The organism is Nonomuraea angiospora (genome assembly GCF_014873145.1).
In the GTDB taxonomy this organism is placed as follows: Bacteria; Actinomycetota; Actinomycetes; order Streptosporangiales; family Streptosporangiaceae; genus Nonomuraea; species Nonomuraea angiospora.
The window spans coordinates 7941599-7964883 of sequence record NZ_JADBEK010000001.1; the positions used below are offsets into that span (position 1 = coordinate 7941599).

25 protein-coding genes and 1 tRNA gene are annotated in these 23285 nt (G+C 69.1%); 11 read left to right on the top strand and 15 right to left on the bottom strand.

What is annotated here, in order from left to right; translation table 11 throughout:
* Positions 1–7: 7 nt before the first annotated feature.
* From H4W80_RS36245 to H4W80_RS36260, 4 genes are all read left to right on the top strand, one after another.
* A complete protein-coding gene (locus H4W80_RS36245; protein ID WP_192789183.1) occupies positions 8–580 on the top strand; it encodes a PadR family transcriptional regulator in 573 nt (190 codons plus the stop codon).
* A 110-nt stretch (positions 581–690) separates the two neighbouring features.
* Complete coding sequence (locus tag H4W80_RS36250) at positions 691–1068, top strand: SgcJ/EcaC family oxidoreductase (protein ID WP_192789184.1); 378 nt, start codon at positions 691–693, stop codon at positions 1066–1068.
* Complete coding sequence (locus H4W80_RS36255; RefSeq protein WP_192789185.1) at positions 1065–1400, top strand: hypothetical protein; 336 nt, start codon at positions 1065–1067, stop codon at positions 1398–1400. Before H4W80_RS36250 ends, H4W80_RS36255 begins: the two co-directional genes overlap by 4 nt.
* 10 nt (positions 1401–1410) lie before the next feature.
* Complete coding sequence (locus H4W80_RS36260) at positions 1411–2370, top strand: GNAT family N-acetyltransferase (protein WP_192789186.1); 960 nt, start codon at positions 1411–1413, stop codon at positions 2368–2370.
* On the opposite strand, the gene H4W80_RS36265 is transcribed toward H4W80_RS36260, so the two are convergent.
* From H4W80_RS36265 to H4W80_RS36275, 3 genes are read right to left on the bottom strand one after another with little or no spacing between them, the layout of a single operon-like run.
* Complete coding sequence (locus H4W80_RS36265; RefSeq protein ID WP_192789187.1) at positions 2357–2740, bottom strand: Rieske (2Fe-2S) protein; 384 nt, start codon at positions 2738–2740, stop codon at positions 2357–2359. The genes H4W80_RS36260 and H4W80_RS36265 overlap by 14 nt on opposite strands.
* Positions 2741–2777: 37 nt before the next feature.
* Positions 2778–4169 carry a sensor histidine kinase gene (locus tag H4W80_RS36270; RefSeq protein WP_192789188.1) on the bottom strand — a complete coding sequence of 464 codons (1392 nt, stop codon included), beginning with the start codon at positions 4167–4169 and terminating at the stop codon, positions 2778–2780.
* On the bottom strand, positions 4166–4837 hold the full coding sequence (locus H4W80_RS36275) for a response regulator transcription factor (RefSeq protein WP_192789189.1): 672 nt from the start codon (positions 4835–4837) through the stop codon (positions 4166–4168). The genes H4W80_RS36270 and H4W80_RS36275 overlap by 4 nt, the downstream gene beginning before the upstream one ends.
* Positions 4838–4961: 124 nt before the next feature.
* On the opposite strand from H4W80_RS36275, the gene H4W80_RS36280 reads away from it, so the two are divergent.
* Complete coding sequence (locus tag H4W80_RS36280; RefSeq protein ID WP_192789190.1) at positions 4962–5483, top strand: hypothetical protein; 522 nt, start codon at positions 4962–4964, stop codon at positions 5481–5483.
* Position 5484: 1 nt separating this feature from the next.
* On the opposite strand, the gene H4W80_RS36285 is transcribed toward H4W80_RS36280, so the two are convergent.
* Together H4W80_RS36285 and H4W80_RS36290 are read right to left on the bottom strand one after the other, a co-directional pair.
* A complete protein-coding gene (locus H4W80_RS36285; RefSeq protein ID WP_192789191.1) occupies positions 5485–6561 on the bottom strand; it encodes an Rv3169 family protein in 1077 nt (358 codons plus the stop codon).
* A 148-nt stretch (positions 6562–6709) separates the two neighbouring features.
* Positions 6710–7132 (bottom strand): YtxH domain-containing protein, encoded by a 423-nt coding sequence (locus H4W80_RS36290; protein WP_192789192.1) that lies wholly within the window; start codon positions 7130–7132, stop codon positions 6710–6712.
* 235 nt (positions 7133–7367) lie between these two features.
* Here H4W80_RS36290 and H4W80_RS36295 point away from each other — a divergent pair, with 235 nt between their 5' ends.
* Positions 7368–7904, top strand: a complete 537-nt coding sequence (locus tag H4W80_RS36295; RefSeq protein WP_192789193.1) for a peptidylprolyl isomerase — start codon at positions 7368–7370, stop codon at positions 7902–7904.
* 824 nt (positions 7905–8728) lie between these two features.
* Positions 8729–9613, top strand: coding sequence for a rhomboid family intramembrane serine protease (locus tag H4W80_RS36300; RefSeq protein ID WP_225963853.1), 885 nt, complete (start codon positions 8729–8731; stop codon positions 9611–9613).
* Between the two features lie 34 nt (positions 9614–9647).
* Here the strand turns inward: H4W80_RS36300 and H4W80_RS36305 are convergent, their stop codons facing one another.
* Complete coding sequence (locus H4W80_RS36305; protein ID WP_192789194.1) at positions 9648–9893, bottom strand: cell division protein CrgA; 246 nt, start codon at positions 9891–9893, stop codon at positions 9648–9650.
* Between the two features lie 143 nt (positions 9894–10036).
* Between H4W80_RS36305 and H4W80_RS36310 the strand changes: the two genes are divergently transcribed.
* From H4W80_RS36310 to H4W80_RS36320, 3 genes are read left to right on the top strand one after another with little or no spacing between them, the layout of a single operon-like run.
* Positions 10037–10639, top strand: a complete 603-nt coding sequence (locus H4W80_RS36310; RefSeq protein WP_192789195.1) for a class E sortase — start codon at positions 10037–10039, stop codon at positions 10637–10639.
* 1 nt (position 10640) lies between these two features.
* Positions 10641–10799, top strand: coding sequence for a hypothetical protein (locus H4W80_RS36315; RefSeq protein ID WP_192789196.1), 159 nt, complete (start codon positions 10641–10643; stop codon positions 10797–10799).
* Positions 10796–11368 carry an anthranilate synthase component II gene (locus H4W80_RS36320; RefSeq protein ID WP_192789197.1) on the top strand — a complete coding sequence of 191 codons (573 nt, stop codon included), beginning with the start codon at positions 10796–10798 and terminating at the stop codon, positions 11366–11368. Before H4W80_RS36315 ends, H4W80_RS36320 begins: the two co-directional genes overlap by 4 nt.
* Positions 11369–11512: 144 nt before the next feature.
* On the opposite strand, the gene pknB is transcribed toward H4W80_RS36320, so the two are convergent.
* The 7 genes from pknB to H4W80_RS36355 all read right to left on the bottom strand — a co-directional run bounded on the left by pknB (position 11513) and on the right by H4W80_RS36355 (position 20214).
* Positions 11513–13387 (bottom strand): Stk1 family PASTA domain-containing Ser/Thr kinase, encoded by a 1875-nt coding sequence (pknB, locus tag H4W80_RS36325; RefSeq protein WP_192789198.1) that lies wholly within the window; start codon positions 13385–13387, stop codon positions 11513–11515.
* A gap of 83 nt (positions 13388–13470) precedes the next feature.
* Entirely contained in the window at positions 13471–14820 is a 1350-nt protein-coding gene (locus H4W80_RS36330; protein ID WP_192789199.1) for a protein kinase domain-containing protein, read from the bottom strand.
* Positions 14821–14841: 21 nt separating this feature from the next.
* Complete coding sequence (locus tag H4W80_RS36335) at positions 14842–16302, bottom strand: peptidoglycan D,D-transpeptidase FtsI family protein (RefSeq protein ID WP_192789200.1); 1461 nt, start codon at positions 16300–16302, stop codon at positions 14842–14844.
* Positions 16299–17693, bottom strand: a complete 1395-nt coding sequence (locus tag H4W80_RS36340; RefSeq protein ID WP_225963854.1) for an FtsW/RodA/SpoVE family cell cycle protein — start codon at positions 17691–17693, stop codon at positions 16299–16301. The genes H4W80_RS36335 and H4W80_RS36340 overlap by 4 nt, the downstream gene beginning before the upstream one ends.
* Positions 17694–18989 carry a Stp1/IreP family PP2C-type Ser/Thr phosphatase gene (locus H4W80_RS63930; RefSeq protein WP_192789201.1) on the bottom strand — a complete coding sequence of 432 codons (1296 nt, stop codon included), beginning with the start codon at positions 18987–18989 and terminating at the stop codon, positions 17694–17696. It abuts the gene before it with no gap.
* Positions 18986–19456 (bottom strand): FHA domain-containing protein FhaB/FipA, encoded by a 471-nt coding sequence (locus H4W80_RS36350; protein ID WP_192789202.1) that lies wholly within the window; start codon positions 19454–19456, stop codon positions 18986–18988. Before H4W80_RS36350 ends, H4W80_RS63930 begins: the two co-directional genes overlap by 4 nt.
* 17 nt (positions 19457–19473) lie before the next feature.
* Positions 19474–20214: an FhaA domain-containing protein gene (locus H4W80_RS36355; RefSeq protein WP_185069709.1), complete on the bottom strand. Its 741-nt coding sequence runs from the start codon at positions 20212–20214 to the stop codon at positions 19474–19476.
* 199 nt (positions 20215–20413) lie between these two features.
* Between H4W80_RS36355 and H4W80_RS36360 the strand changes: the two genes are divergently transcribed.
* Positions 20414–20496, top strand: a tRNA-Leu gene (locus H4W80_RS36360).
* A gap of 323 nt (positions 20497–20819) precedes the next feature.
* Here H4W80_RS36360 and H4W80_RS36365 read toward each other — a convergent pair.
* Both H4W80_RS36365 and H4W80_RS36370 read right to left on the bottom strand, forming a co-directional pair.
* Positions 20820–21842: a hemolysin family protein gene (locus tag H4W80_RS36365; RefSeq protein ID WP_192789203.1), complete on the bottom strand. Its 1023-nt coding sequence runs from the start codon at positions 21840–21842 to the stop codon at positions 20820–20822.
* Positions 21839–23188: a hemolysin family protein gene (locus tag H4W80_RS36370; RefSeq protein ID WP_225963855.1), complete on the bottom strand. Its 1350-nt coding sequence runs from the start codon at positions 23186–23188 to the stop codon at positions 21839–21841. Before H4W80_RS36370 ends, H4W80_RS36365 begins: the two co-directional genes overlap by 4 nt.
* Between the last annotated feature and the right edge of the window lie 97 nt (positions 23189–23285).

Consider the following 23285-nt stretch of genomic DNA (forward strand, 5'->3'; position numbering starts at 1 on the left):
AGGCATCATGGCGCAACGCCACAGCTTGGTCGGCCTGACCGTGCTGGCCCTGCTCACCGTGCGCCCGAGCCACCCGTACGAGCTGCACCGGTTCATCCTCGACACGCACAAGGACTACATCACCGGCCTGCCGCGCAGCCTCTACCACGCGGTGGAGCGGCTGGCCAAGGACGAGCTGATCGTCCCCTCGAAGACCGACCGCGAGGGCCGCAGGCCGGAGCGCACGGTCTACGAGATCACCGCCGAGGGCCGTCAGGAGCTGGTCACCCGGCTGCGGCAGCTTCTGGAGAAACCCGATCCCGACCGGCGGGCCTTCGTCGCGGCCGTCTCGCTCATGGGCTGCCTGCCGCTGCCCGAGGCGCAGCGGGCGCTGCGGGGACGCGCGGCCACGATCGAGGGCGTCCTCGCCGGGATGGAGGCCCACCTGCGAGCCATGGCCGACAGCGGCCTGCCCGCGATCCTCATGCTGGAGGTGGAGTGCGAGCAGGCGCTCTACACCGCCGAGCTCGGCTGGATCAGGGGGCTGCTCGACCGGCTCGACAAGGGAGAGCTCGACTGGGAGACCACGGTCGAGATGTGAAAGGCCGCCGAGGTGCGCCAACACCCCGGCGGCCGGAAATCCGAACAAGGCGCCTGCCCTGCCCGAACTCGCATTCACAGGATAGGCGCCGCGACAGAGGGAGCAGTGCCATGTCCGCAGAGATCATTCGATTGCTCGCGCGGATCCCGGAGACCTGGAACTCCGGGGACGCCGAGGGTTACGCCGGACTCTTCACCGAGGACGCCGACTACATCACGTTCTTCGGACAGCACCTGGAGGGCCGCCAGGCCATCGAGGAGGCCCACCGGGAGCTGTTCAAGCTCGACATCAAGCTCGGCGGGAGCGGCGGCGCGCCGCTGGTCAAGCCGCTCAGCGACGACGTCGCGCTGGTGATCGTGGGCGGCGGTTCGTCCGTGAACGGCGAGCCCGACCCGAGCCGCCAGTCCGTCATCACGCTGACCGCCCTCCGCACGCCCGAGGGCTGGCGCTTCGTCTCCTTCCAGAACACGAGGGTGAGCACGCCGTGAGCAGGCGGCTCATCACCGAGGTCGCCGGAGTGATCGAGGCCCCGGTCGAGCGGGTGTGGCCGGAGATCGTACGGGCCATACCGAGGACGGAGCTGGGCGAGCACCGCCTGGCCTACCAGGGCGGCTGGTGGTACCGCGGCGAATGGTCGGTCACCGCCGACCCCGAGGGCACGCGCCTGGTCCACCGCGTCTACGACGTGGCGGGCAACCACTGGGCCGTCGCCCTGGCCAACCGGCTGTTCATCGGGTTCCGCGAACGTACGCGCCGGTCGTTCGCCGAGGGCCTGGCCGACCTCGGAAACCGGTTGGGGTGCGCCACCAGGCTCGCCTAGGCTGCCGGTCATGGAATGGGGACCGCTGACCGGGGACGACGCCGAGGCTCTGGCCGAGCTCTGGGCCGCCATGGAGGCCGAGGACAGGACCGGCGAGATCCAGGACGTCGACGACGCGGCGGATCAGGTCTCCAGCCACCTCGTCGATCTGGACGCGGGCACGCTCGCGGCCAGGGACGGCGACCGGATCGTGGCCTTCGGCTACCTCCCCGTCAGGCAGACCGCCGACGACCTGCACATGATGCGCCTGTCGGGCGGCGTGCACCCCGCCTACCGCGGGCAGGGGCTCGGCAGGCGCATCATCGACTGGAGCGTCCGGACGGCGCCGGGAGTGAGCGAGCGGGCTCACCCCGGCGTCCCTCTGGAGCTCCACGTCGACGTCCTCGACGCCCGGTCCGGCCTCGCCGCGCTGGTGGAGGGTGCCGGGTTCACGGCCGTACGGTGGTTCGCCCGCATGGAGCGGAGCCTGTCGGGCGGCCTGCCCGCGGTGCGGCCGCCGGAGGGCGTCTCCATCGCCGCCTGGTCGCCCGAGTTCGACGAGGGCGCCCGCCAGGTGCGCAACGAGTCGTTCCGCGACCATTGGGGCAGCGTGCGGCACACGTCCGAGAGCTGGCGGGCCATGATGACCGGCACCAGGAACTTCCGCCCCGAGTCGTCATTCGTGGCCCTGGCCGACGGTCGCCCGGTCGGGGTGCTGATCACGCACTTCTTCGAGGCCGCCGCCGCCCGGCGCGGCGAGCGCCAGGCGTGGATCCAGATCATCGGCACGCTGCGGGAGTGGCGCGGCAAGGGCGTGGCGAGCACGCTGATCGGACACGCCCTTGCCACGTTCGGGGATCAGGGCTACGAGAGCGCCGGGCTCGGGGTGGACGCCGACAACCCCACGGGGGCCGTGAGCGTGTACGCCCGCGCCGGCTTCGAGATCACCAGGCGCAGCACCACCTACGCCTTGCCGATCAAGCCAGCCTGATCTTCCCCTTCGACACCTTGATCTTCTTGTCGGCGAGCGGCTTCTTGGCGGGGCCGTTCACCACCGCGCCCGTCGAGGCGCTGAACTTGCTGCCGTGACACGGGCAGTTGATCGTGCCGCGGCTGACGCTCGCCACCGTGCAGCCCTGGTGGGTGCACTTGGCGCTGAAGCACTTGTAGACGCCCTTCCTCGGCTGGGTGATCACGTACTTGCCCTGGACGATCTTCCCGCCCCCAACCGGGATGCTCTTGGTGGTGGCGAGGACGGGCTTGGCCGCCTCCGCTTCCGCCTCTGCCGGGCGCGGCCACAGGAACACGACTCCTGCGCCCGCGGCGCTGCCTCTGGTGATCAATGCGCGGCGTGTGAGCATTGTTGCCTCCTTCAACCACTCACACGTTTGCAGATCTTCAGCGGTTCAGCGGAAATTTGGCGATAAATCCGGAATCTGCGTACACGAGCGTGCCGCCGTGCAGGTGCGCGATGTCCCGCGCGATCGCCAGCCCCAGCCCGGCGCCGCCCGCGTCCCTGGCGCGCGCCTCGTCCAGCCTGGTGAACCGGGCGAACACCGCCTCCCGCTGCTCCGGCGGGATCCCGGGCCCGTCGTCCTGCACCTCCAGCACGGCCTGCTCCTCCTCGGCGTGTACGCGTACCCGCACGGTGGAGGCGGCGTGCCGGACGGCGTTGTCGGCCAGGTTCGTCATCAGGCGGTCGAGGTGGGCGCGGGAGCCCTTCATCACCACGTCCGGCTCGATGTCCAGCTCCAGCCGCACCTCGGGCCGCCGCCTGGCGCGTACCGACTCCTCGGCGGCCACCTGGCCCAGGTCCAGCTCGGCCGCGCGCAGCGGCTCGCCGGCGTCCAGCTTGGCCAGGATGAGCAGGTCGGCGGCCAGGGACTGCAGGCGTTCGACGTCGGCGAGCGCCTCCCTGGTCAGCTCGCTGGGCTCGGCCAGCTCCAGGCGGGCGCGCAGGGTGGCGATGGGGCTGCGCAGCTCGTGCGCCGCGTCCGCGACGAACCGCTTGTGCGTGTCCACGGCCGTCTCCAGGCGGTCGAGGGTGCCGTTCACGGTGGTGGCCAGCGCGGCGATCTCGTCCTTCGAGCCGGGTACGGGCACGCGCTGGTGCAGGTCGCGGGCCGTGATGTCGGCGACCTTGGTGCGGATGGCGGCCACGGGGGCCAGCGCGCGGCCCACCGAGATCCACGTCATCCCGGCCACCACGAGCAGCACGGCGGGCACGCCGGGCAGCAGCGCGCTATAGAGCGTCTGCAGCGCCTTCTCGGCGCCCTCCAGGGGGACCCGCGACCAGACCATGGCGGGGCCGCTCGCGGTGGCCACCTTGACGCCGGCGACGGCGTACTTCTGGGGGGCCGCCCACTCGGTGGCGGAGGCGCTCTTGTCGTCGGTCAGCAGGAGGTCGGGGTCGGCGATCGTGGCCGTGATGCCGTCGCGCAGCTGCACCTTGCCGCTCTTCCCGACGACCGCGACCGGCCCGCCGTCGCCCTCCTTGGTCACGTCTTTGGTCATGTCTTTGGTGATGGCGATCGAGCTCTCGCCGGGCGGTTCGACGACGCGCGAGAGCGGGGTGGCGGGCATGAGCTCCATCGTCTCCGCGTACGGCGCCGCCGCGACGGCCTTCCTGGTGGCCTCGGCGTCGGCGTTGTTCTGCAGCGTGCCGCGCAGCACGGCCACCAGTGCCAGCGCGGCCAGGCCCAGGGCGAGGGCCACCACCAGGGTCGCGGCGGCGGTCGCCCGCAGCCGCACGGACGAGAGCGCGGCCGACGCCTTCCGCAGGGGGCTCATGCCGCCTCCAACCGGTAGCCGGCGCCCCGGACCGTCATGAGCGTCGTCCGCCCGAAAGGCGTGTCGATCTTGCGGCGCAGGGCGCTGATGTAGACCTCGACGATGTTCGGGTCGCCGTCGTAGGAGAAGTCCCAGGCCTGGGCCAGCAGCTCGCCCTTGGACACGACCTCGCCGGACCGGCGGGCCAGCGCGTGCAGCACCGCGAACTCCTTGGGCGTCAACCCGATCTCCACCTCGCCCCTGCGGCACTTCAGCGCGGCCGGGTCGATCACCAGGTCGCCCACGGTGATCGACACGGGCCGCTCCCGCCCGCCCCGCCGCACCAGCGCCCGTAACCTGGCCAGCAGCACCACGTACGAGAACGGCTTGGCCAGGTAGTCGTCGGCGCCGTTGTCGAGCGCCTCGGCCTCGTCGTAGATGCCGTCCTTGGCCGTGAGCATCATGATCGGCGTCCAGTCGCCGGCCTCGCGCAGCTTGGCGCAGACCGCGTAGCCGTTCATCCTGGGCAGCATCACGTCCAGGACGATCACGTCGTACGTGTTCTCGGTGGCCATCCACAGGCCGTCACGCCCGTCGTGGGCCACGTCCACGGCGAAGCCCTCGCCCGCCAGGCCGCCCTTCACCAGGTCGGCCAGCCGCTCCTCGTCCTCCACCAGTAGCACTCGCACACCGACCAGGGTGCCTCAGGTCACCTAAAGCCAACCTGAAGATCATTTAGGGCCTCTTCAGGATCACTTCAGGTACGCCGGGCCAGTCTCGGAGGCGTTCGACCGATCTCAGTGAGGAGAACCCATGTTCAAGCGTCGTCTCGCGCTGCTCGGCGCGGTCGCCGTACTCGCCATCACCGGCCTGACCGGCTCCGCCCTGGCCGACGAGACCCCGGCCACCGCCGGCGCGAAAGTGACCTGCAAGACGGCCGACGGCAAGACCGTCGAGGTGGCCGAATTCGCGCGGCCGGCCCCGGTCGGCAAGGTCGTCGGGCCTGACGGCAAGGTGCGCGAGTTCAAGCCCAGCGACACGGTGAAGGTCGACGCCCTTCCCGACGGCGAGGTGCCGCAGGACGTGACCGAGGCCGGGCCCGCCCTGCCGGACGGCGTGGAGGTGACGAAGACCGTGCCCCTTCCGGAGGACGGCAAGCTGCCCGACGGCATGCGGGCCGTGCCCGCCCAGCCGGGGAAGCCCGGCGAGAAGGTGGACGCGCCGTCGGTCGCCATCGAGGCCGTGCCCGCTCAGCCGGGGAAGCCCGGCGAGAAGCTGGACGGGCCGTCGGTCGCCATCAAGGCAGTGAAGATCATCTGCGAGAAGACCGACTAGATCATTCCGGGAAGGACGGGTGCGGTCCGAGTGCCCAGTACTCGTAGAGGCCATGGCCGACGAGCCCGTCGTACTCGAAGCGCCCGACGGCGTCCACCATGCCCCACATCCTGGCGGCGTCGTCGGGCAGCCGGTACGTCACGCCCTGCACGACGGGCCCCTCGCCCTGGTACATGCCGTGCTTCCAGTCCGGTTCCAGGCCGTACCCGGTGCCGACCATGAGGTGCACCGGCAGGATCGGGGTGCAGCGCACGTCGAACGGCTTGCCGCCGGGAGGCGAGAAGGTGATCGTGGCCTCCACGACGTCGCGGGTGCCGGGGGCGTAGACCGGGCGGTACTCCGGTCTGCCGAGGTATTCCTCCTCGCGGCCGTCGGACCAGACGCGTACGGCCTCCTCCAGCATCCGGCGGCCGCGCTCGTCCTCCTGGACGATGCAGAGGATGGCGTGGTCGTCGAACTGCATGGGCGTGTAAAGCCAGTAGAACGTGCCCGCGTTCTTGGTCTGGATGCCGGGCGGCTCGGGCTCGCCGACCGGCCTGATGCCCCAGGAGCGGTCCCTGGTGCCCTGCCAGCGGTCGGGCGTGACCGGGATGTCCTCCTCGCCGATCCTGATATTTCCGGACCAGCGCCCCGTCTGCGCCAGGCGTACCGAGTCGAACATGACCCGCTCCTGCCACCGCAGGAAGTGCCGGGGCTCCAGCGTCGCCGGGATCGTGCCCTCCCAGAGCAGGTCGAAGGACAGGCCGTGCTCGTTCGGCTCCAGGACCACCCTGAGCCGCTTGAGCCCTTCGAGCACCTCGACGCGGAACGGGCCGATCTCGGTGTTCATCCGGTCGGGGCCCAGCTCGCGGGAGGCCCGTACGACGCGGTGCAGGTCTGCGTGGCGTACGCAGGCGAAGGCGTCGGTGACGCCCAGGTTGGGGTACTGGCCGAGGCCGACGATCAGCATGAGCTCGTCGGTGCCGGGGTGGCAGTTGAAGTAGTAGCGGTCGTAGAAGTTGCGGTCGGAGGTGGCGACGTGCCGCATGACCTGGGCGGCCTGGTGGACGGGGTAGTCGTCTAAGGGAGACAGCGCCATGCCGGGTTTGTAACAAGCGCTTGGTGGCTCGTCAACAGGTGCCCGAAGAGGGCGCCCTGAAAAGGGGGCCCTGAAAAGGGGGCCCTGAAAAGGGGAGCGCGCCCTCGGGATCAACCCGAGGACGCGCTCCCCTTACGGCAGCACCGGATCAGGACATCTTGCGAGATGCCTCATCGGCCTTGTCGGACACCCGGCCCGCCATCCGGTCCGTGGACTCGGCGGTCCTGTCGGCCTTCTCACTGACCCAGCGGGACGCATCGGAGGCGGAGTCCTTCATGTGCTCGGTCCACTGCTGGGCGTTGCGGCGGTAGAACATGTAACCGATCGCCCCCACCGCGAGGCCGGTCAGCAGAACGAGCGTCGGCCATCGCCGCGACCGCGTGGGCGTGGGATCGATCTTCCTGGCCGCCGTGATCAGCATGGAGCTGACCCTCGGCGCGACCTGATCCTCGAACCCGTGCGCCGCCGAGTGAAGCCGCGGCGCCGCCCAGTAACGGGCGTCCTCGACGCGCTGGGCGGCGGCCATCTTGGCCTGGTCCGCCACGGGCGCCATCAGTTGGCCGGTTCGCACGGCCCGGGCCTTCATACGGCCCGACCACGTGGTGGGTACCTCTATGACCACGCGGCGTCTTTTCATTGTCAGGGACACGACAACCTCCCCTGTCGTTGGGGCCCCGAGCCTGACCTTCCCTGGACAAGGCGGCTCAATCATGGCGAGCCGTGGGAGGATGGCTCTGGAGGCCTTACGGCCATAGTCCTTAAAACATCACAGAACCAACCCTGTACATAGAGGGGGCGGCTGTCTCGTGGCTGAGAAGCTGATCGCAAACCTGCAGACCAACCGTGGAAATATCAAGGTGGAGCTCTTCCCCAACAGAGCCCCGAAAACGGTGCGCAACTTCGTCGAGCTCGCAGAGGGCTCGAAGGAGTGGACGCACCCGGGCACCGGCGAGAAGAGCACCGCGCGCTACTACGACGGGACGATCTTCCACCGGGTGATCTCCGGATTCATGATCCAGGGCGGTGACCCGCTCGGCCAGGGCATCGGCGGCCCGGGCTACGAGTTCGACGACGAGATCCACCCGGAGCTCTACTTCAACCGCCCGTACCTGCTGGCCATGGCCAACGCGGGCGTCCGCTTCGGCAAGGGGACCAACGGGTCCCAGTTCTTCATCACGGTCGTGCCGACGCCGCACCTCAACGGCAAGCACACGATCTTCGGTGAGGTGGTCGAGGGCCAGGACGTCGTGGACGCCATCGCCAAGACCCGCACCGACAGCCGGGACCGCCCGGCGGAGGACGTCGTCCTGGAGTCCGTCACCATCGACCGCATCCCCGCCTGACCCACCACCCACCCCCCGCCCCACCCACAAGGCTCTGGGGCGGCCCACCCATGCCCAACCGGCCGCTCACCGGGCGGCCTCGGGCCCATGCCCCCGCACGGCGCTCTGGAAGCGGCTCAGGGGCGCGCCCCGCGCCGGGCGCTTCGGGAGCGGGGACAGGAGCGCTTCCCGCGCCGGGCGCTCCAGGCGCGGCACGCGGGCGCTCCCCGTGCCGGGCGCTCCGGGAGCGGCACAGGGGCGCCTGCACTGGGAGCTCGGGGAGCGGCTCAGGGTCACGCCTGTGCCGGTGCTCTACGAACGGCTCAGGGGCGCTCCCACGCCGGGCGCTCAGGGACGCCTGCACCGGGAGCTCCGGGAGTGGCTCAGGGTCACGCCTGCGCTGGCGCCCCTAGGGGCGGTTTGGGGAACGCCTGCGCCGGTGTCCCTGACGGGCACCCTCACGACCCGAGGCGACGCCACAACCGAGCCCGCCCGCCGGCCGCCGCACGAGAGCGCCGGGCTCCGTCGCACGCCGTCTCGCCGACGCGGCGCGGTGAGGGGCGGGCGTGGCGTCCCGAAGGCGCGTGGCGGGACCGTCCCGCGGTGGTGCAAGCTCTGGGGCCGCCGGGCCGTCCCGCGGTGGTGCTGGCTCCTGAGACGTCGTGCTCAGCCCACCCGCCGTGCTCCGCCGCGCCGGGCGGTCCCGAGCGGCATGCGGTCGTGCCTACGTCGGCGTTCTGGGGAGGGGACGGCGGCCCGGGTCGCGCTTCCGCCTGGTCGTCCTCCTCGCAGGGGGCGAGGGCGGGGACACGCGGGCACGGCGTGGAAGCCATAGGCTTTCGGTCATGACCAGCCAGCCGCCCAGCCCGCCCCAGCAGCCCGAGCAGCCCGCTGAAGCGGTGCCCACGTGCTACAGGCACCCCGAGAAGGAGACCTGGGTCCGGTGTCAGCGGTGCGAGCGCCCCATCTGCCCTGACTGCATGCGCGACGCCGCCGTGGGCTTCCAGTGCCCTGAGTGCGTGGCCGAGGGCAACAAGGGCATCCGTCAGGCCAGGTCCACCTTCGGCGGCAGCGTGGTGAGCACTCCGATCGTGACGTACGCGATCCTGGCGCTCACCGTCCTGGTCTTCGGCGCCCAATACCTCACCGACAACGCAGTCGGCGCGGCGCTGGCGATGTGGCAGCCGGCAGTCGCGGACGGCCAGTATTACCGGCTGATCACCGTCGCCTTCGTGCACAGCACCGACAACCTTCTCCACATCCTGTTCAACGGCTGGGCCATCTTCGCGATCGGTCCATACCTCGAACGAGCCTTCGGGCATCTCCGTTTCGCGGCCGTCTATCTGCTCAGTGCGCTCGGCGGTTCGGTGCTCGGTCTCTGGCTCGACCCGCTGCCCACGGCCACGGTCGGCGCCTCGGGAGCCGTCTTCGGCATGTTCGGCGCCATGTTCGTCGTGGGCCGCAAGCTGAAGCTGGACGTGCGAGGCATCACCCTGGTGATCGGGCTCAACCTGGTCATCACCTTCGTCATGCCGGCGATCTCCGGTCTTCGCATCAGCTGGACCGGCCATGTCGGCGGCCTGATCGTCGGGACGTTGCTGGCGGCGGCGCTGGCCTACGCCCCCAAGAGCAACAGGACCCTGTGGCAGGTGCTGGCGATCGTGGGAGCGCTGGCCGTGCTCGCCGTGCTCGTGATGGTCAGAGTGTCGGCCATCATGGGCGCGGGCTGACTTCCCCAGGCTGTGGAAAAGACTGTGGAAAGAACTAACGCCAGCGGGTGGAAAGAACCACCCCGAAGATGATGAAAACAAACCCGATCAGCAGGTTCCAGTTCTGGAGGTCGCTGAGGAAGGGCGCCCGTGGTGCGACGTAATAGATCGCGATCCACAGGATGCCGATGATCCACGCCGCGACCATCGTGGGTGCCAGCCAGCGCGGGCTGACCTTGACCTGCTGCGATCTCTGCGGCGGGGTGTAGACCGCCTTCTTGCGAGCCTTGGACTTGGGCACTGGTAACTCCTGCTGAGGGCCTGGGCTTCCGGATCGTCCACAGGCTCTTCGGTAAGCCTAATTGAAGTGTGGCCAAGGATAGCCGCCACGCGCGGGGCATGGCGATCCCCAGTTGCCGCTTCTGACCCGAATACGCTGGTCGCATGCGGGCCACGCTGCGGGCCGTGGGAGAGACGAGCATCACCGCGGGCCTGATCATGATGCTGTTCTGCGCCTACCTGCTCTGGGGCACCGGTGCGTACACCCAGAGCCAGCAGCGGCTGCTCCAGCGCGAACTGGCGGCGCGCAAGGCGGTCAAGCCCGAGCCGGGCAAGCCCATGGCGCTGCTGCGCATCCCCAAGCTGGGCCGTGACTACGAGTACGCCGTGGTCGAGGGTGTGGACACCGAGGCCCTGAAGAAGGGCCCGGGACACTACCCGGACAGCGCCCTGCCGGGCCAGGTCGGCAACTTCGTGGTGTCGGGGCACCGCACCACGTACGCGGCCCCGTTCAACGAGATCGACGAGCTCGAACGCGACGACGAGATCGTCGTGGAGGCCGGCGGAACCACGTACACGTACCGGGTGACCTCTCAGGACATCGTGAAACCCGACGAGGTCGATGTGTTCGCCCCCGTGCCCGGCAAGCCCGACATCCGCCCCATCCGGGCCTTCATCACGCTGTCCACCTGCCACCCCGAATACTCGGCCGCCGAGCGCCTGATCGTCTACGGGGTGCTCAAGGACACCACCACGGATGAGGAGTGACATGTACGCCTGGATCTGGCGCAAGCTGCCCGGCACCGCGCGGACCAAGGCGCTGACGGCCGCCGTGATGGTCGCCGCCGTGGGGGTCGTACTCTGGTATGTCGTGTTTCCGCTACTCGAGCCCATGGTGACGCTCGACGAGGTGAGCGTGAGGAAATGAGCCGCGTGCTGGTCGTGGACAACCATGACAGCTTCGTCCACACCATCGTGCAGTACCTGCGCGGGCTGGGCGCCGACTGCGACGTACGGCCGCGCGACGACGTACGCGTGAGCGACGCCGACGGCTTCGACGGCGTCCTCATCAGCCCGGGCCCGGGCACCCCCGAGGCGGCCGGGGTGAGCGTGCCCCTGGTCCGCCACGCGGCCGAGAGCCGCCGCCCGCTGCTCGGCGTCTGCCTCGGCCACCAGGCCATCGCCGTCGCGTACGGCGCCACCGTGTCCCGCGCGCCCGAGCTCGTCCACGGCAAGACCAGCCCCGTCACCCACGACGGCAAGGGCGTGTTCGAGACGCTGCCCTCGCCCGTGCGGATGACCCGCTACCACTCGCTCGCCGTGCTGCCCGAGACCGTCCCCGACGTGCTCGACGTGACCGCCCGCACCGGCGACGGCGTCATCATGGGCCTGCGCCACCGTGAGGCGCCCATCGAGGGCATCCAGTTTCACCCCGAGTCCGTGCTGTCGGAGCACGGCCACCGGCTGCTCCAGAATTGGCTGCGAGGAATCTTGTAACAAATGTCCCCCGGCGAGCGACTACCAAGTGAACGTCCCCGCCGTTGCCCCCGAGCGGCGGGGGCGTTCTCGTGTCAGCGACGACATGAAGAGCGACGACATGAAGAAGGGCCACCCGGAAAACGGGCGGCCCTTCTTCATGTCTCAGTTGCCGGTCCCTCCGAGGCCGTCGTCACCGATCGGGTTGTCGTCCGTCGGCGGCTCGTCGTCGGACGGGAAGTCCGTCTGGTCGTCCGTCGGCGTGTCCGTCGGCACTTCGGTGGTGGGCTGCGGGTTGCTCGTGTCCAGGCTGGGACCCGTGGACACCACGATGGTGATCGTCGTGCCCGGTGCCTGCTTGGCGCCCTCACCCGGGTTCTGCTGGATGACCGTGCCCTCGGGCTCCTGGCCCGGCTGCTCTACGACCCTGGGCTTGAAGCCGGCGGCCTTGATCTGGGCCGAGGCGTCCTTCACGGTGAGCCCCATCACGTTGGGCACCTCACCGAGCTCCTTGGGCACGTAGAGGGTGACCGTGCCGCCCTTCTCGATCTCGTCGCCCGCCTTGGGATTGGTGTCGATGACCGTGCCCTGCGACTTGCTGGAGGCCTTGGTCTTGACCGTGCCGCGCAGGCCCGCCTCCTCCAGCGCCTTCATGGCGTCTTCCTGCGACTGGCCGACGAGGCCGTCGGGCACCTTGACCTTCTCCGGGCCCTTCGAGATCACCAGCTTGACCGTGGAGTTCTGGTCGACCTTGGTGTTCGCGTCGGGTTCCGTCCTGATGACGCTGCCCTTGTCGACGTCGTCGCTGGGCTCCTGCACCACCTGGACATTGAGCTTGAGGTTCTTGAGCTGCTCTTCCGCGTACGCGCGCTCCTGGCTGGCCAGCGACGGGATCGTGACCTGCGTGTCGGCCGGCGTGTTCTTCGACCCGAACACCGAGTAGCCGACCCCGACGAACGCGCCGATGATCAGCAGCGGGACGATGATCCACAACGCGGTCTTGACGGCGTTGTTCCCACCGCCGCCGCTCGCCCTGCGCCGCCCGCCGCGGCCACCGCCGCCGCCACCGTCGTCGTACTCGTACGGGGGGACCGCGGTGGTGCGCTGCGTGGCCGAGCCCTGCCCCGCCTGGGTCGCGGTCATCACCCGCGTGCCCTGGTTGAAGTTGCCTTGCATGGCCATCGTCTGGGCGTCGGTCGGCATCCCGGACATCGCCCGCTGGATGTCGGCCCGCATCTCGCCCGCGCTCTGGTAGCGGTGGGCGGGGTCCTTGGCCATGGCCTTGAGCACGATCGCGTCGGCCCACGGGGGGATGTCGCGGTCGATCTGCGACGGCGGGATCGGGTCCTCGCGCACGTGCTGGTAGGCGATCGCGACGGGAGAGTCGCCGGTGAACGGGGGCTGCCCGGTCAGCAGCTCGTAGAGCAGGCAACCGGTGGAGTAGATGTCGCTGCGCGCGTCGACCCGCTCGCCCCGCGCCTGCTCGGGAGACAGGTATTGGGCGGTGCCGATCACCTGCGCCGTCTGCGTCATCGTGGCCGCGGAGTCGGCCATCGCGCGCGCGATGCCGAAGTCCATCACCTTGACGTCGCCGGCGCGCGTGATCATCACGTTGGCCGGCTTGATGTCGCGGTGCACGATGCCGCCGCGGTGGCTGTAGTCGAGCGCTCGCAGGATGCCGTCGACCAGCTCGGCCGCGCGCTCCGGCAGCAATCGCCGGTCCTGGCGCAGCAGGTCGCGCAGCGTCCGGCCGTCGACGTACTCCATCACGATGTACGGCACGGGCGTGCCGTCGGTGGTGTCCTCGCCGGTGTCGTAGACCGCGACGACGGCCGGGTGGTTGAGGGAGGCTGCGGATTGCGCCTCGCGGCGGAAGCGGGCCTGGAAGGTGTGGTCGCGCGCCAGGTCGGACCGGAGGGTTTTGATCGCGACTATGCGGTCCAGCCGGATGTCTCGGGCACGATACACCTCGGCCATGCCGCCGCGCCCGACGACACCGTCGAGCTCGTAGCGACCTCCGAGTAGCCGAGGCTGAGTCATTTCCTGCACTGTCCCTTACCGTTCATCTTGGGTACCGGCCTGCTCGGGGGGCCGCCGGTGTCCATCATCGACCCCATAGCGCATCACGTCTCCTCCTTGGGCGGGTTTGTATCACCCGGGTCCGGCGAGGCGGTAGGTGTCGGAGTTTTGGGTGTAGTGGTGGGCGTTGGGGTCGGTGTTGGTGTAGGGGTACGGGTGGTCGGGGTCGGTTTCGGTGTCGGCTTCTTGGTGGGAGTTGCCGACTTGCTTACCGTAGCCGACCGCGAGGGTATAGGCCTCGGTGACTTCACCGGAACCACGGAAGGCCGCTTGGTGCGTCTCTTGGTGGGCGAGGGTGTCGCCCGGTCCGGCGGCGCCACCGCCGACCTGGTGGGCTCGGCCACGTCCGGCGGCGGCTGCGGCAGCTGCCGGTCGGCGAACGTGATGGCGCTGAGCCCCACCGCGGCCGCACAGCCCGCGGTGGCGACCAGGGCCAGCGTCCTCCTGTGGCGCTTCCCGGTGGCCGGCTCCTGTGGCGTGGTGGCCGAGTGGAGGTGGTCCGTCTCCTGCTCGTCCTCCGGAGCCGGCTCGCGTACCCGGAAACCTCCCGGGTCGGTGAGCATGCTGAGGTCGGCGCCCTGCTCGGCGCTGGCCAGCGACTCGCGCAGCAGGTAGGCCCGGTCGGCCACCTCCAGCGCCGAGGCCGGACGCCGCGCGGGGTCCTTCGACAGCAACGACATGACCAGCTCGCGCACCGGCGCGGGCACGTCCACCCCGAGGGGCGGCGGGTGCTCGTTGAGGTGCTGCAGCGCGATCGCCACCTGGCTGTCGCCGCGGAACGGCGTGCGCCCGGCCAGACACTCGTAGGCCACCACGCCCAGCGAGTAGAGGTCGGTCGCGGGAGTGAGCGGGAACCCCTGGGCCTGCTCGGGGCTGACGTACTGGGCGGTGCCCAGCACGGTGCCCGTCTGCGTGACCGGAGCCGCCTCCAGGGCCCGCGCGATGCCGAAGTCCGTGACCTTGATGGTCCCCTCGGAGGTGACCAGCAGGTTTCCCGGCTTGATGTCGCGGTGGATGATCCCGGCGGTGTGCGCGGCGTGCAGCGCCTTGGCCGTCTGGCCGACCACGTCGAGCGTCACCTCGGGACCGATGGAGCGGTTGCGCGCCAGGATGGCCGACAGCGGCTCGCCGTGCACCAGCTCCATCACGAGATAGGCCAGGTCGCTCTGCTCGCCGTAGTCGAAGATCTGCGCCACTCCCGGGTCGGACAGGGCCGCGGTGATGCGCGCCTCGTTCCTGAACCGCTCACGGAAACTCGGGTCGGCGTAGATGTGGCTACGCAGGATCTTCACCGCCACCTCGCGCCCGAGCAACTCGTCACGGGCACGCCAGACCTCTCCCATACCGCCTGTGGCGATGCGGGAGATCAGGAGGTAGCGGTTACGGAGCCGCATGACCCAGCAGGTTACCGTCACTCACTTGTTCAGCACCGCCTCCAGCACGGCCTTTGCGATCGGCGCGGCGGTGTGGCCGCCGGTCGCCTCCGCGCCGACGTTGGCAGCACCGGACTCGACGATGACCGCCAGGGCCACCTTCGGATCCTCGGCAGGCGCGAAGGAGATGAACCAGGCATGCGGTGGCTGGCCGTCGGCCGTCTCCGCGGTGCCCGTCTTACCCGCTACTTGGACGCCTGGGACCTGCGCCAGGTTTGCGGTGCCGTTCTGGACGACGCTGACCATCATCTCACGCAGCTTGCCCGCCGTCTCGGAGCTGACCGCTTCCGACAGCTCCTCGGGCTTGGCCTGATTGATCGAGTCGCCCTTGGCGTCGGTGATCTTGTTGACCAGGTACGGCTTCATCACCTTGCCGTCATTGGCGATGCCCGCGGCGATCATGGCCATCTGCAGCGGGGTCATGCGGTTGCTGCGCTGCCCGATCGAGGCCATGGCCAGGGCCGCCTTGTCCTCTTCCGGGCCGAAGTCGCTGGCGGTGACCGACATCGGCACGGAGACCGGCTGGCCCATGCCGAACTTCTCGGTCTGCTCCTTCATCTTGTCGTAGCCCAGCTCCATGCCCATCTTGCCGAACGGCGTGTTGCAGGACTTCTCCAGCGCGAAGGTCAGCGTGACCGAGCCGGAGCCGCAGGCCGCGCCGCCGTAGTTGGGCAGGCTGATGTTCGTGTTGGGCAGGGGCAGCCGCTGTGGCGCGTCCACGTTGGTCTGCGGCCCGCGCGAGGAGTCGTCCTCGAGGTAGGCCGCCATGGTCACGACCTTGAACGTCGAGCCGGGCGGGTAGGTCTGCGCGATCGTGCGGTTGAGCAGCGGCTGGTCCTTCTGCTTGGCCAGCTCGTCGAAGCGGGGGAAGACCTTGCCCTTGTCGGTGCCCGACAGCTCGGTGGGGTCGTAGGTGGGCAGCGAGACCATCGCCAGGATCCCGCCCGTCTTCGGGTCGAGAGCCACGAGCGCGCCGCGCTTGCCGCTCTGCCGCAGCGCGTCGTAGGCCGCCTTCTGCGCCTTGGGGTTGATCGTGAGATCGACGTTGGCGCCCTTGGTCGGCTCGCCGGTGAACAGGTCGATGCTCCGCCGCAGCAGCAGGTCGGCGCTGGAGCCGTCGAGCAGCTGGTTCTCGGACCTCTCGATGGCGCTCTCGCTCTCCGGCGAGAAGAAGCCGGTGACGTGGGCGTAGAGCCTGGCCTCGGGATACTGCCTGATGAACCTGAACCGCGGGTCCTTGGTCTCGACCGACTGCGCGAGCACCTTGCCGCCCGCCGTGATGCGACCGCGCTCGATGGCGTAGCGATCGTAGAAGTTTCGGGTGTTGCGGGGGTCGCCGCGCAGGCCCTCCGCTTTCACGGCCTGCAGGTAGTTCACGTTGATCATCAGGAGCGCGAACATGGCCAGGCAGGCCACTGCCACGCGCTTCAGAGGGCTGTTCATCGCTGGAACACCTGCGTCAGTCCTTCGTTCTGGATCGCCTGGGGCGGAGGTCGCCGCGCCGTATCAGACATGCGTACCAATAGGGCGATAAGGATCCAGTTAGCCAACAACGCCGAGCCACCCTGGGACATGAACGGGGTGACGAGGCCGGTCAGGGGGATGAGATTGGTCACACCGCCGACGATGATGAAGACCTGCCAGGCCAGGATGAACGACAGGCCGCCCGCCAGGAGCTTGGAGAACGGGTCGCGGGCCGCCAGCGAGGCGCGCAGGCCGCGCTCGACCAGCAGGGCGTAGATCATGAGCAGCGCCATCAGGCCGGTCAGGCCGATCTCCTCGCCGGTGGCGCTGAAGATGAAGTCGGAGAAGGCCAGCGGGATGAGCTCGGGGTGTCCTTGGCCGAGCCCGGTGCCGAGGATGCCACCGGAGCCCATGGCGAACAGGCCCTGCATGAGCTGCTCGCTGCCGCCGACCGCGCGGAACAGCTCGGGGTCCTCGGGATTGAGGAAGACCACGAAGCGCTGGTGGACGTGCTCGAAGATCGTGCCGGCCAGGATCGCGCCGCCCGCGAAGAGGAGAATGCCGATGATGACCCAGGAGACGCGCTGGGTGGCGACGTAGAGCATCGCGATGAACGTGCCGAACAGCAGCAGCGAGGAGCCCAGGTCCTTCTGCATCACCAGGATGCCCAGGCTGACGCCCCAGATGATGAGCACCGGGCCGAGGTCACGGGCCCGCGGCAGGTCGATGAACAGCAGCCGGCGCCCGGCGAGGGCGAGCACGTCGCGCTTGGCCACCAGGTAGCCGGCGAAGAAGATGACCAGCGCGAGCTTGGCGAACTCGGCCGGCTGGAGCTGGCCCAGGCCGGGGATGCCGATCCAGATGCGGGCGCCGTTGATCTCCTGGCCGAGGAACGGGATCAACGGTGAGACCAGCAGGAACAGGCCCACGGCGCCCGCGGTGTAGGTCAGCCGCTGCAGGACCCGGTGGTCGCGCAGGAAGATCAGGGTCAGGCTGAACAGCACGATGCCGATGAACGTCCACAGCAGCTGGGAGCTGGGTGAGGCGAGCTTGGCGGACGGCAGGTTCGAGTCGGACACGGAGAGCCGGTAGATCATCACCAGGCCGAGGCCGTTGACCAGCGTCACCAGCGGCAGGATCAGGGGATCGGCCCACGGGGCGAACTTGGCCAGCACCAGGTAGGCGGCCAGCATCAGGCCGCCCAGGCTCAGGCCGTACGTCAGCATGCCCACGGGGACCTCGCCGGTCATGGCCAGGCCCACGTTGGCGTAGGCGCCCATGATGATCAAGACCGCGAGGGCCAGCATGACGAGCTGGGCCACGCGGCGCTTGGCCGGCATCGGGACGGGGGATTCTGCGACTTCGCTCATTTACCGTTGCTTCGTCTTGGTCGCGCTCACGGATGGCGTGGGCGACGAGCTGGCGGTCGTGGCGGGGGTGTCGCCGTCCTTGTCGTCCTCCTGGGCGAACTTCAGGGCGTTGATCTTCGTGATGCCTTCGTCGACATTGGTGACCGGAATGCCGCTCTTGATCAGCGCCTGGTCGGCATCGGACAGTTTGGAGAGCTGCCGGCCGGTGGACCTGCGGACCTCGAAGAGCTGGAAGGGACCCAGCTCTCTCTGGATCCCCTGGAACACGACCACTTCGTCGCCCCTAGCGCCGACGAAGAACTGGTCCTGGGTCCACTGGTATCCAAAATAGCCGCCGACGCCGACGGCGACGACGCCTATGCCGAACACGGTGACCAGCACGGGCCACACGCGACGACGCCTGCGCCGGGGCGCCTCGGCGACCGGCTCCTCGAAGTCGTCGTCAGTGAGGACCGGCTGGGGCGCGGTCACCGCGTGGGCTCGCCCCGGCTGGGTCTCCTGGGGGTTGCCGCGCAGCCGGGTCATGCCCGCGGCGCCGACGATGGCGGCCTCGGTGGGCACCTGCTGCCCATCGGTGATCTCCAGGACGTCGGCCAGCACGCAGGTGATGTTGTCGGGCCCGCCACCTCTGTTCGCCAGATCGATGAGCTGGCGGACGACCTCTTCGGGGTCGTCGATGTTGGTGAGCGTGGCGTGCAACGTCTCCGCGCTCACCACGCCCGACAGGCCGTCGGAACACAGCAGGTAGCGGTCGCCGATCTGCGCCTCGCGGAGGGTCAGGTCGGGATCGACCTCACCGCTGCCGTCGAGCGCGCGCAGCAGGATCGAGCGCTGCGGATGCGTGGCCGCCTCTTCCGGCGTGATGCGTCCGTCGTCGACGAGCTGCTGCACCAGCGTGTGGTCATGGGTGATCTGGTAGAGCTCCCCACGCCTGAGCAGGTAGGCGCGCGAGTCGCCGACGTGCACCAGGGCGACCTGGGTGCCGTGCCAGAGCATGGCCGTCAGAGTCGTGCCCATGCCTTTGAGGCTGGGATCCCGCCCCACCATCTCGTGCAGCTTGCGATTGGCGTCGCGTACCGCTGCCTCGATGGCGTTGAGCAGGTCACCCCCCTGTTGGGCCTCTTCCAGAGAGGCCATGGCGGCGATGGCGACTGAGCTCGCCACCTCGCCGTGTGCGTGCCCGCCCATGCCGTCTGCGACGGCCAGCAGGCGGCCGCTAGCGTACGCCGAGTCCTCGTTTCCTTCGCGGAGGAGGCCGACGTCCGAGCGGGCGGCGTAGCGGAGTGCGATGGTCATTTGCGCAATTCAATGACTGTTTTGCCGACGCGGATCGGAACACCGAGCGGCACCGGGGTCGGGCGGGTGACTTTCGAGCGGTCGAGATACGTGCCGTTGGTGGACCCAAGATCTTCCACGATCCATTGACCGTCCTGGGGAAAGAGCCGGGCATGCCGGCTGGAAGCGTAGTCGTCGGTGACTACCAGCGTGGCGTCATTGGCCCGGCCAATGGTGATGGGCGTCTCCGTGAGGTTAATGGTGGTCCCCTGCAAGGGGCCACCGGTAACGATGAGCTGGCGTGGCTCGCCCTTTTTGTTCTTGGGCTTCGCCGCCGGTTTGGCGGGTTTCATGTCTTTGCGTGGACCCGCGGGAGCCGTGCGTGAACCGAACAAGTCAGTCCGGATCACGCCGACTGCGGCAATGACGAAGAACCACAGCACCGCCAGGAAGGCGAGCCGGATCAGCAGCAGCGTGAGCTCGGACATGGACCGCTTGTCTACCCCTAATCGCGCCGGAACACCAGGGTCGTGCGCCCCAACGTCACTCGCGTGCCGTTCTGGAGCTCGATCCTGCGTACCGGCTGGCCGTTGACGAAAGTGCCGTTGGTGGACCCGAGATCGACGAGGACCACCATCTGGCCCTCGACCCGCAACTCCGCATGGTGCCGCGAGACTCCCGGATCGACCAGACGAAGATCGCAGTCGGTGCCCCTGCCGAGCAAGGTCACCGGAGTGGTGAGCTCGTAGGAACGGTCGCCCTGCGGGTCGTCCTGAGTGGAGACGAGCAGCCTGGGCCGCCCGTTGAACGCATTCGGCCTCGACGGAGGCAGGTCGCTCGCCGGCTGGCGAATCTCGTCCTGCTCGACCGTCGCGCCGCGGATGACGCCGGACCTGATGCGGAACAGCCCCACAGCCAGATCGCCGGCGGTCTCGAAGCGGACCCGGACCGGTCCCACAAAGGAGTAGCCCTGTTCCTTGGCGTACTCCCTGGCGAGGTTGGCCAGCTCGTGACTGATGCTGTCGGCGTAGACCTCAAGCCGTTCGCTGTCGGTCGTGGACAGCTCAACCACGAAGTCGTTGGGCACGAGCGTGCGACCTTGAGCGACGATCGCCGCACGCTCATCCATCTCCCGCTGAACCGCGCTGGCGACCTCGACCGGCTGAAGGTCAGATTTGAACGCCCGCGCAAAGGCCCCCTCAACCAAGCCTTCGAGCCTTCGCTCGAAGCGCTGAAGGACTCCCACCGGGTACCTCCCTTCCTCCGTGCATATGATCGCGGCCCCCAGACGCGTCCGGCGCCCGGTTCCCGCTCGTTCCACGTCACGGCATCCCTGGCGCTCGTCGGCTGTCGCGCCCAGCTCCTCCGCTCCCGTGTCTTATGCGATCGTATCCGGGTTCAGTACCAGTGGCTGTTCCGTGCTAGTGTTCTTTCCGCACCCACAAGGGCGGGTGGCGGAACGGCAGACGCGCACGGTTCAGGTCCGTGTGTCCGAAAGGACGTGAGGGTTCAAATCCCTCCTCGCCCACTTCGGTGACTGGGGACTCCTGGTCGCAAGCCTTTCAGGCTTGCTCCCGCGAGTCCCTTCGTCATTTCTCCCGGGGGATAACCCCCGGACCCCCAGCGTTTTCCGGGGGAGATCCCCCGGACCCCCCTGTCTGGGAGTGGGCTCCCAGACCCTCCATCGCTGCGTCTGTCGTCTGTCATGGCAGACCCACATTGGCGAAGTGTTTGAGGGATCGCAAGAGGGGGCGTCTCTCTTTTCAAGAACCTGTTGGTAACGGGCGTGCCGTGTTTTGACGGTACGCCCGTTTGGTTGCAACCTGCTTTCGGGTGACTTGTCGGTGTGTTTTACGTCACAGTGGCCAGGGTTCTGGTGTCCAGGAGTTCGCCCAGGAGGTCTGTGAGGCTCACCATGCCGATGACGTCGCCTGATTGAGCCGTCACCAGGACCAGGTGGGCTCTTGCCTCCTGGAGGGCTGTCACCGCCTCAGGGACCTGGGTTACGCAGGGGAGCTTCGGGAGCGGGCGGCAGAGGTCTTCTGCCTTGCTTTCCGGTTGCAGGAGGGCGTCTCTGGCGTGGAGGGCGCCTCTTACGTCGCCGGGGGTGCCCACCAGGAGTCTCAGGTGGCCGCTTTTGGCCGCTGCTTCTCTGATCTCTGCTGCGTTCGCCTGGGGCGGGACCATCACCGCCTGGCTGATCGGGATCATCAGGCGTTCTATGCCCTCGTCGTCCAGGCGGAGGGCGCGGGTCAGGAGGTCGTGCTCGTCGCGGTCCAGGAGGCCCATGCGGCCCGACTCGCCCACCAGCATGGCCAGCTGGCGGGGGGTCCTGGTCGTGACCAGCTCGTTCCTGGGCTGGACGCCGAACAGGCGCAGGATGAGGTTGGTCAGGCCGTTCAGGGACGACAGGAGCGGGCGCATCACCCAGGTGAAGGCGCGGAAGGGGACGGTCAGCAGCAGGGCCGAGCGTTCCGGGTGCGTCAGGGCCCACGACTTCGGCGCCATCTCGCCCACCACCATGTGGAGGAAGGTCACCAGGGCCAGGGCGATCGTCAGCGCGATGGGCATGCGCAGGCCCTCGGGGACGCCGAGGGCGGCGAAGACCGGCTCCAGGGTGTGCTCGATCGCGGGCTCCGTCACCTGGCCGAGGCCCAGGGTGCACAGCGTGATGCCCAGCTGGGCGCCCGCCAGCATGAGGGAGAGCTGCTTGGTGCCGCCGACCGCCGACCTGGCCGCCACCCTGATCAGGCGGTTGTTGCGGGAGGCGATCTCCTCCAGGCGGTGGCGCCTGGCGGAGACGAAGGCGAACTCCGCGGCCACGAAGAGCGCGTTGAAGGCCAGCAGTGCGAGGCTGACGACGAGCATGGTCATCGGGCCGCCTCCGCGTGCTGGACGGGGGCCACGCGGACCCACTCGGGCACTCTGCGGTTGAGAGATATCACTGTCAGCTCTGCCAGGTGTTCCTGCTCGTCTTCTGCGAAGGGGTCGGTGTCCTGTTCGATCGGCACCGTGACCGTGTCGCCCTCGTCGGGCATCCTGCCCAGCTTGGCCAGGACGAGGCCCGCGAGGGTGTCGTAGTCGTCGCTCTCCGGGAGCGCGACGCCGGTGGCGCGCTCGACCTCGTCCAGCCGCAGCCTGCCCGGGACCTCCCAGATGCCGCCCGGGTGCTCCACCACGCCGGCCGGCTCCGGGTCGTTCTCGTCGACCAGCTCGCCGACCAGCTCCTCGGCCAGGTCCTCGACCGTGATGACGCCGGCCAGGCCGCCGTACTCGTCGATGACGCAGGCGATGTCGTCCTTGGCCACGCGCATGCGGTCGAGCACGGCGGGGAGCGGGACCGAGTCCGGGACCAGCAGGGCGGGGCGGGTGATGCTCGCCATCTCGCCCTCCTGCAGGCCCGACGAGAGGAACTCTCGTACGCCCGTCACGCCTATGACGTCGCCGTCCTCGTTGAGGACCGGGTAGCGGGAGTGGCCGCAGCTGCGCATGATCTCGATCAGGTCCGAGATGGGCTGCTCGGAGCGCAGCACGACGACGCGCGGGCGGGGGACCATGATCTCCTCCGCGGTGCGGTCGCCGAACTCCAGGGCCCGTTCCAGCAGGTCGGAGAGTCTCGGCGGGAGTTCGCCCGCCATGGTCGACTCCTCGATGATGCGGGAGAGCTCCTCGGGCGTCGCGCCGTGCTCCACCTCCTCCACCGGTTCGATGCCCACGCGTCTGAGCAGGCCGGTCGCCGCCGAGTCGAACAGCTTGACCACCGGGCCCACCACGGCCAGGTAGACCAGCGTCGAGCCCGCCAGGAACTTGGCCACCGGCTCCGGTCTGGCGATGCCCAGGTTCTTGGGCGCGAGCTCGCCCAGCACCATCTGGACCACGGTCGCCACGAAGACGCCGATGGCGACCGAGAGTCCGGTGATCATGGTGTCGGACAGTCCGGTGTCGGCCAGCCATGGTCGTACGATCGTGGCGATCGCGGGCTCGGCCAGGAAGCCGACCAGCAGTGCGGTCACGGTGATGCCGAGCTGGGCGCCGGAGAGCATGAAGGAGAGGCGGGATGTGACCTGGAGCGCTTTTTCGGCGGCCTGGTCACCCGCCGCCGCCTGCTCGCGGAGCAGGGCGCGGTCGGCGGCCACGAAGGCGAACTCCTGAGCGACGAAGTAGCCGGTCGCCGCCGTGAGGAGGATGAGGGCCAGCAGGCCCAGATAGGCGCTCACCATGGTGAGCTCTCAGAGGAACCCGTGCTGGCGCACGGGCAAAGACTCCACGGGTCCGGAGCGGACACGATCTTCCCTTCGATAGAGGTCGTCCATAACC

Bases quoted from the DNA above. Each gene is read 5' to 3' on its own strand.
- H4W80_RS36245 (WP_192789183.1), top strand. From the start codon at position 8: ATGGCGCAACGCCACAGCTTGGTCGGCCTGACCGTGCTGGCCCTGCTC.
- H4W80_RS36250 (WP_192789184.1), top strand. From the start codon at position 691: ATGTCCGCAGAGATCATTCGATTGCTCGCGCGGATCCCGGAGACCTGG.
- H4W80_RS36260 (WP_192789186.1), top strand. From the start codon at position 1,411: ATGGAATGGGGACCGCTGACCGGGGACGACGCCGAGGCTCTGGCCGAG.
- H4W80_RS36265 (WP_192789187.1), bottom strand. From the start codon at position 2,740: ATGCTCACACGCCGCGCATTGATCACCAGAGGCAGCGCCGCGGGCGCA.
- H4W80_RS36270 (WP_192789188.1), bottom strand. From the start codon at position 4,169: ATGAGCCCCCTGCGGAAGGCGTCGGCCGCGCTCTCGTCCGTGCGGCTG.
- H4W80_RS36280 (WP_192789190.1), top strand. From the start codon at position 4,962: ATGTTCAAGCGTCGTCTCGCGCTGCTCGGCGCGGTCGCCGTACTCGCC.
- H4W80_RS36285 (WP_192789191.1), bottom strand. From the start codon at position 6,561: ATGGCGCTGTCTCCCTTAGACGACTACCCCGTCCACCAGGCCGCCCAG.
- H4W80_RS36300 (WP_225963853.1), top strand. From the start codon at position 8,729: ATGACCAGCCAGCCGCCCAGCCCGCCCCAGCAGCCCGAGCAGCCCGCT.
- H4W80_RS36310 (WP_192789195.1), top strand. From the start codon at position 10,037: ATGCGGGCCACGCTGCGGGCCGTGGGAGAGACGAGCATCACCGCGGGC.
- H4W80_RS36315 (WP_192789196.1), top strand. From the start codon at position 10,641: ATGTACGCCTGGATCTGGCGCAAGCTGCCCGGCACCGCGCGGACCAAG.
- H4W80_RS36320 (WP_192789197.1), top strand. From the start codon at position 10,796: ATGAGCCGCGTGCTGGTCGTGGACAACCATGACAGCTTCGTCCACACC.
- pknB (WP_192789198.1), bottom strand. From the start codon at position 13,387: ATGACTCAGCCTCGGCTACTCGGAGGTCGCTACGAGCTCGACGGTGTC.
- H4W80_RS36330 (WP_192789199.1), bottom strand. From the start codon at position 14,820: ATGCGGCTCCGTAACCGCTACCTCCTGATCTCCCGCATCGCCACAGGC.
- H4W80_RS36335 (WP_192789200.1), bottom strand. From the start codon at position 16,302: ATGAACAGCCCTCTGAAGCGCGTGGCAGTGGCCTGCCTGGCCATGTTC.
- H4W80_RS36340 (WP_225963854.1), bottom strand. From the start codon at position 17,693: ATGAGCGAAGTCGCAGAATCCCCCGTCCCGATGCCGGCCAAGCGCCGC.
- H4W80_RS63930 (WP_192789201.1), bottom strand. From the start codon at position 18,989: ATGACCATCGCACTCCGCTACGCCGCCCGCTCGGACGTCGGCCTCCTC.
- H4W80_RS36350 (WP_192789202.1), bottom strand. From the start codon at position 19,456: ATGTCCGAGCTCACGCTGCTGCTGATCCGGCTCGCCTTCCTGGCGGTG.
- H4W80_RS36365 (WP_192789203.1), bottom strand. From the start codon at position 21,842: ATGACCATGCTCGTCGTCAGCCTCGCACTGCTGGCCTTCAACGCGCTC.
- H4W80_RS36370 (WP_225963855.1), bottom strand. From the start codon at position 23,188: ATGGTGAGCGCCTATCTGGGCCTGCTGGCCCTCATCCTCCTCACGGCG.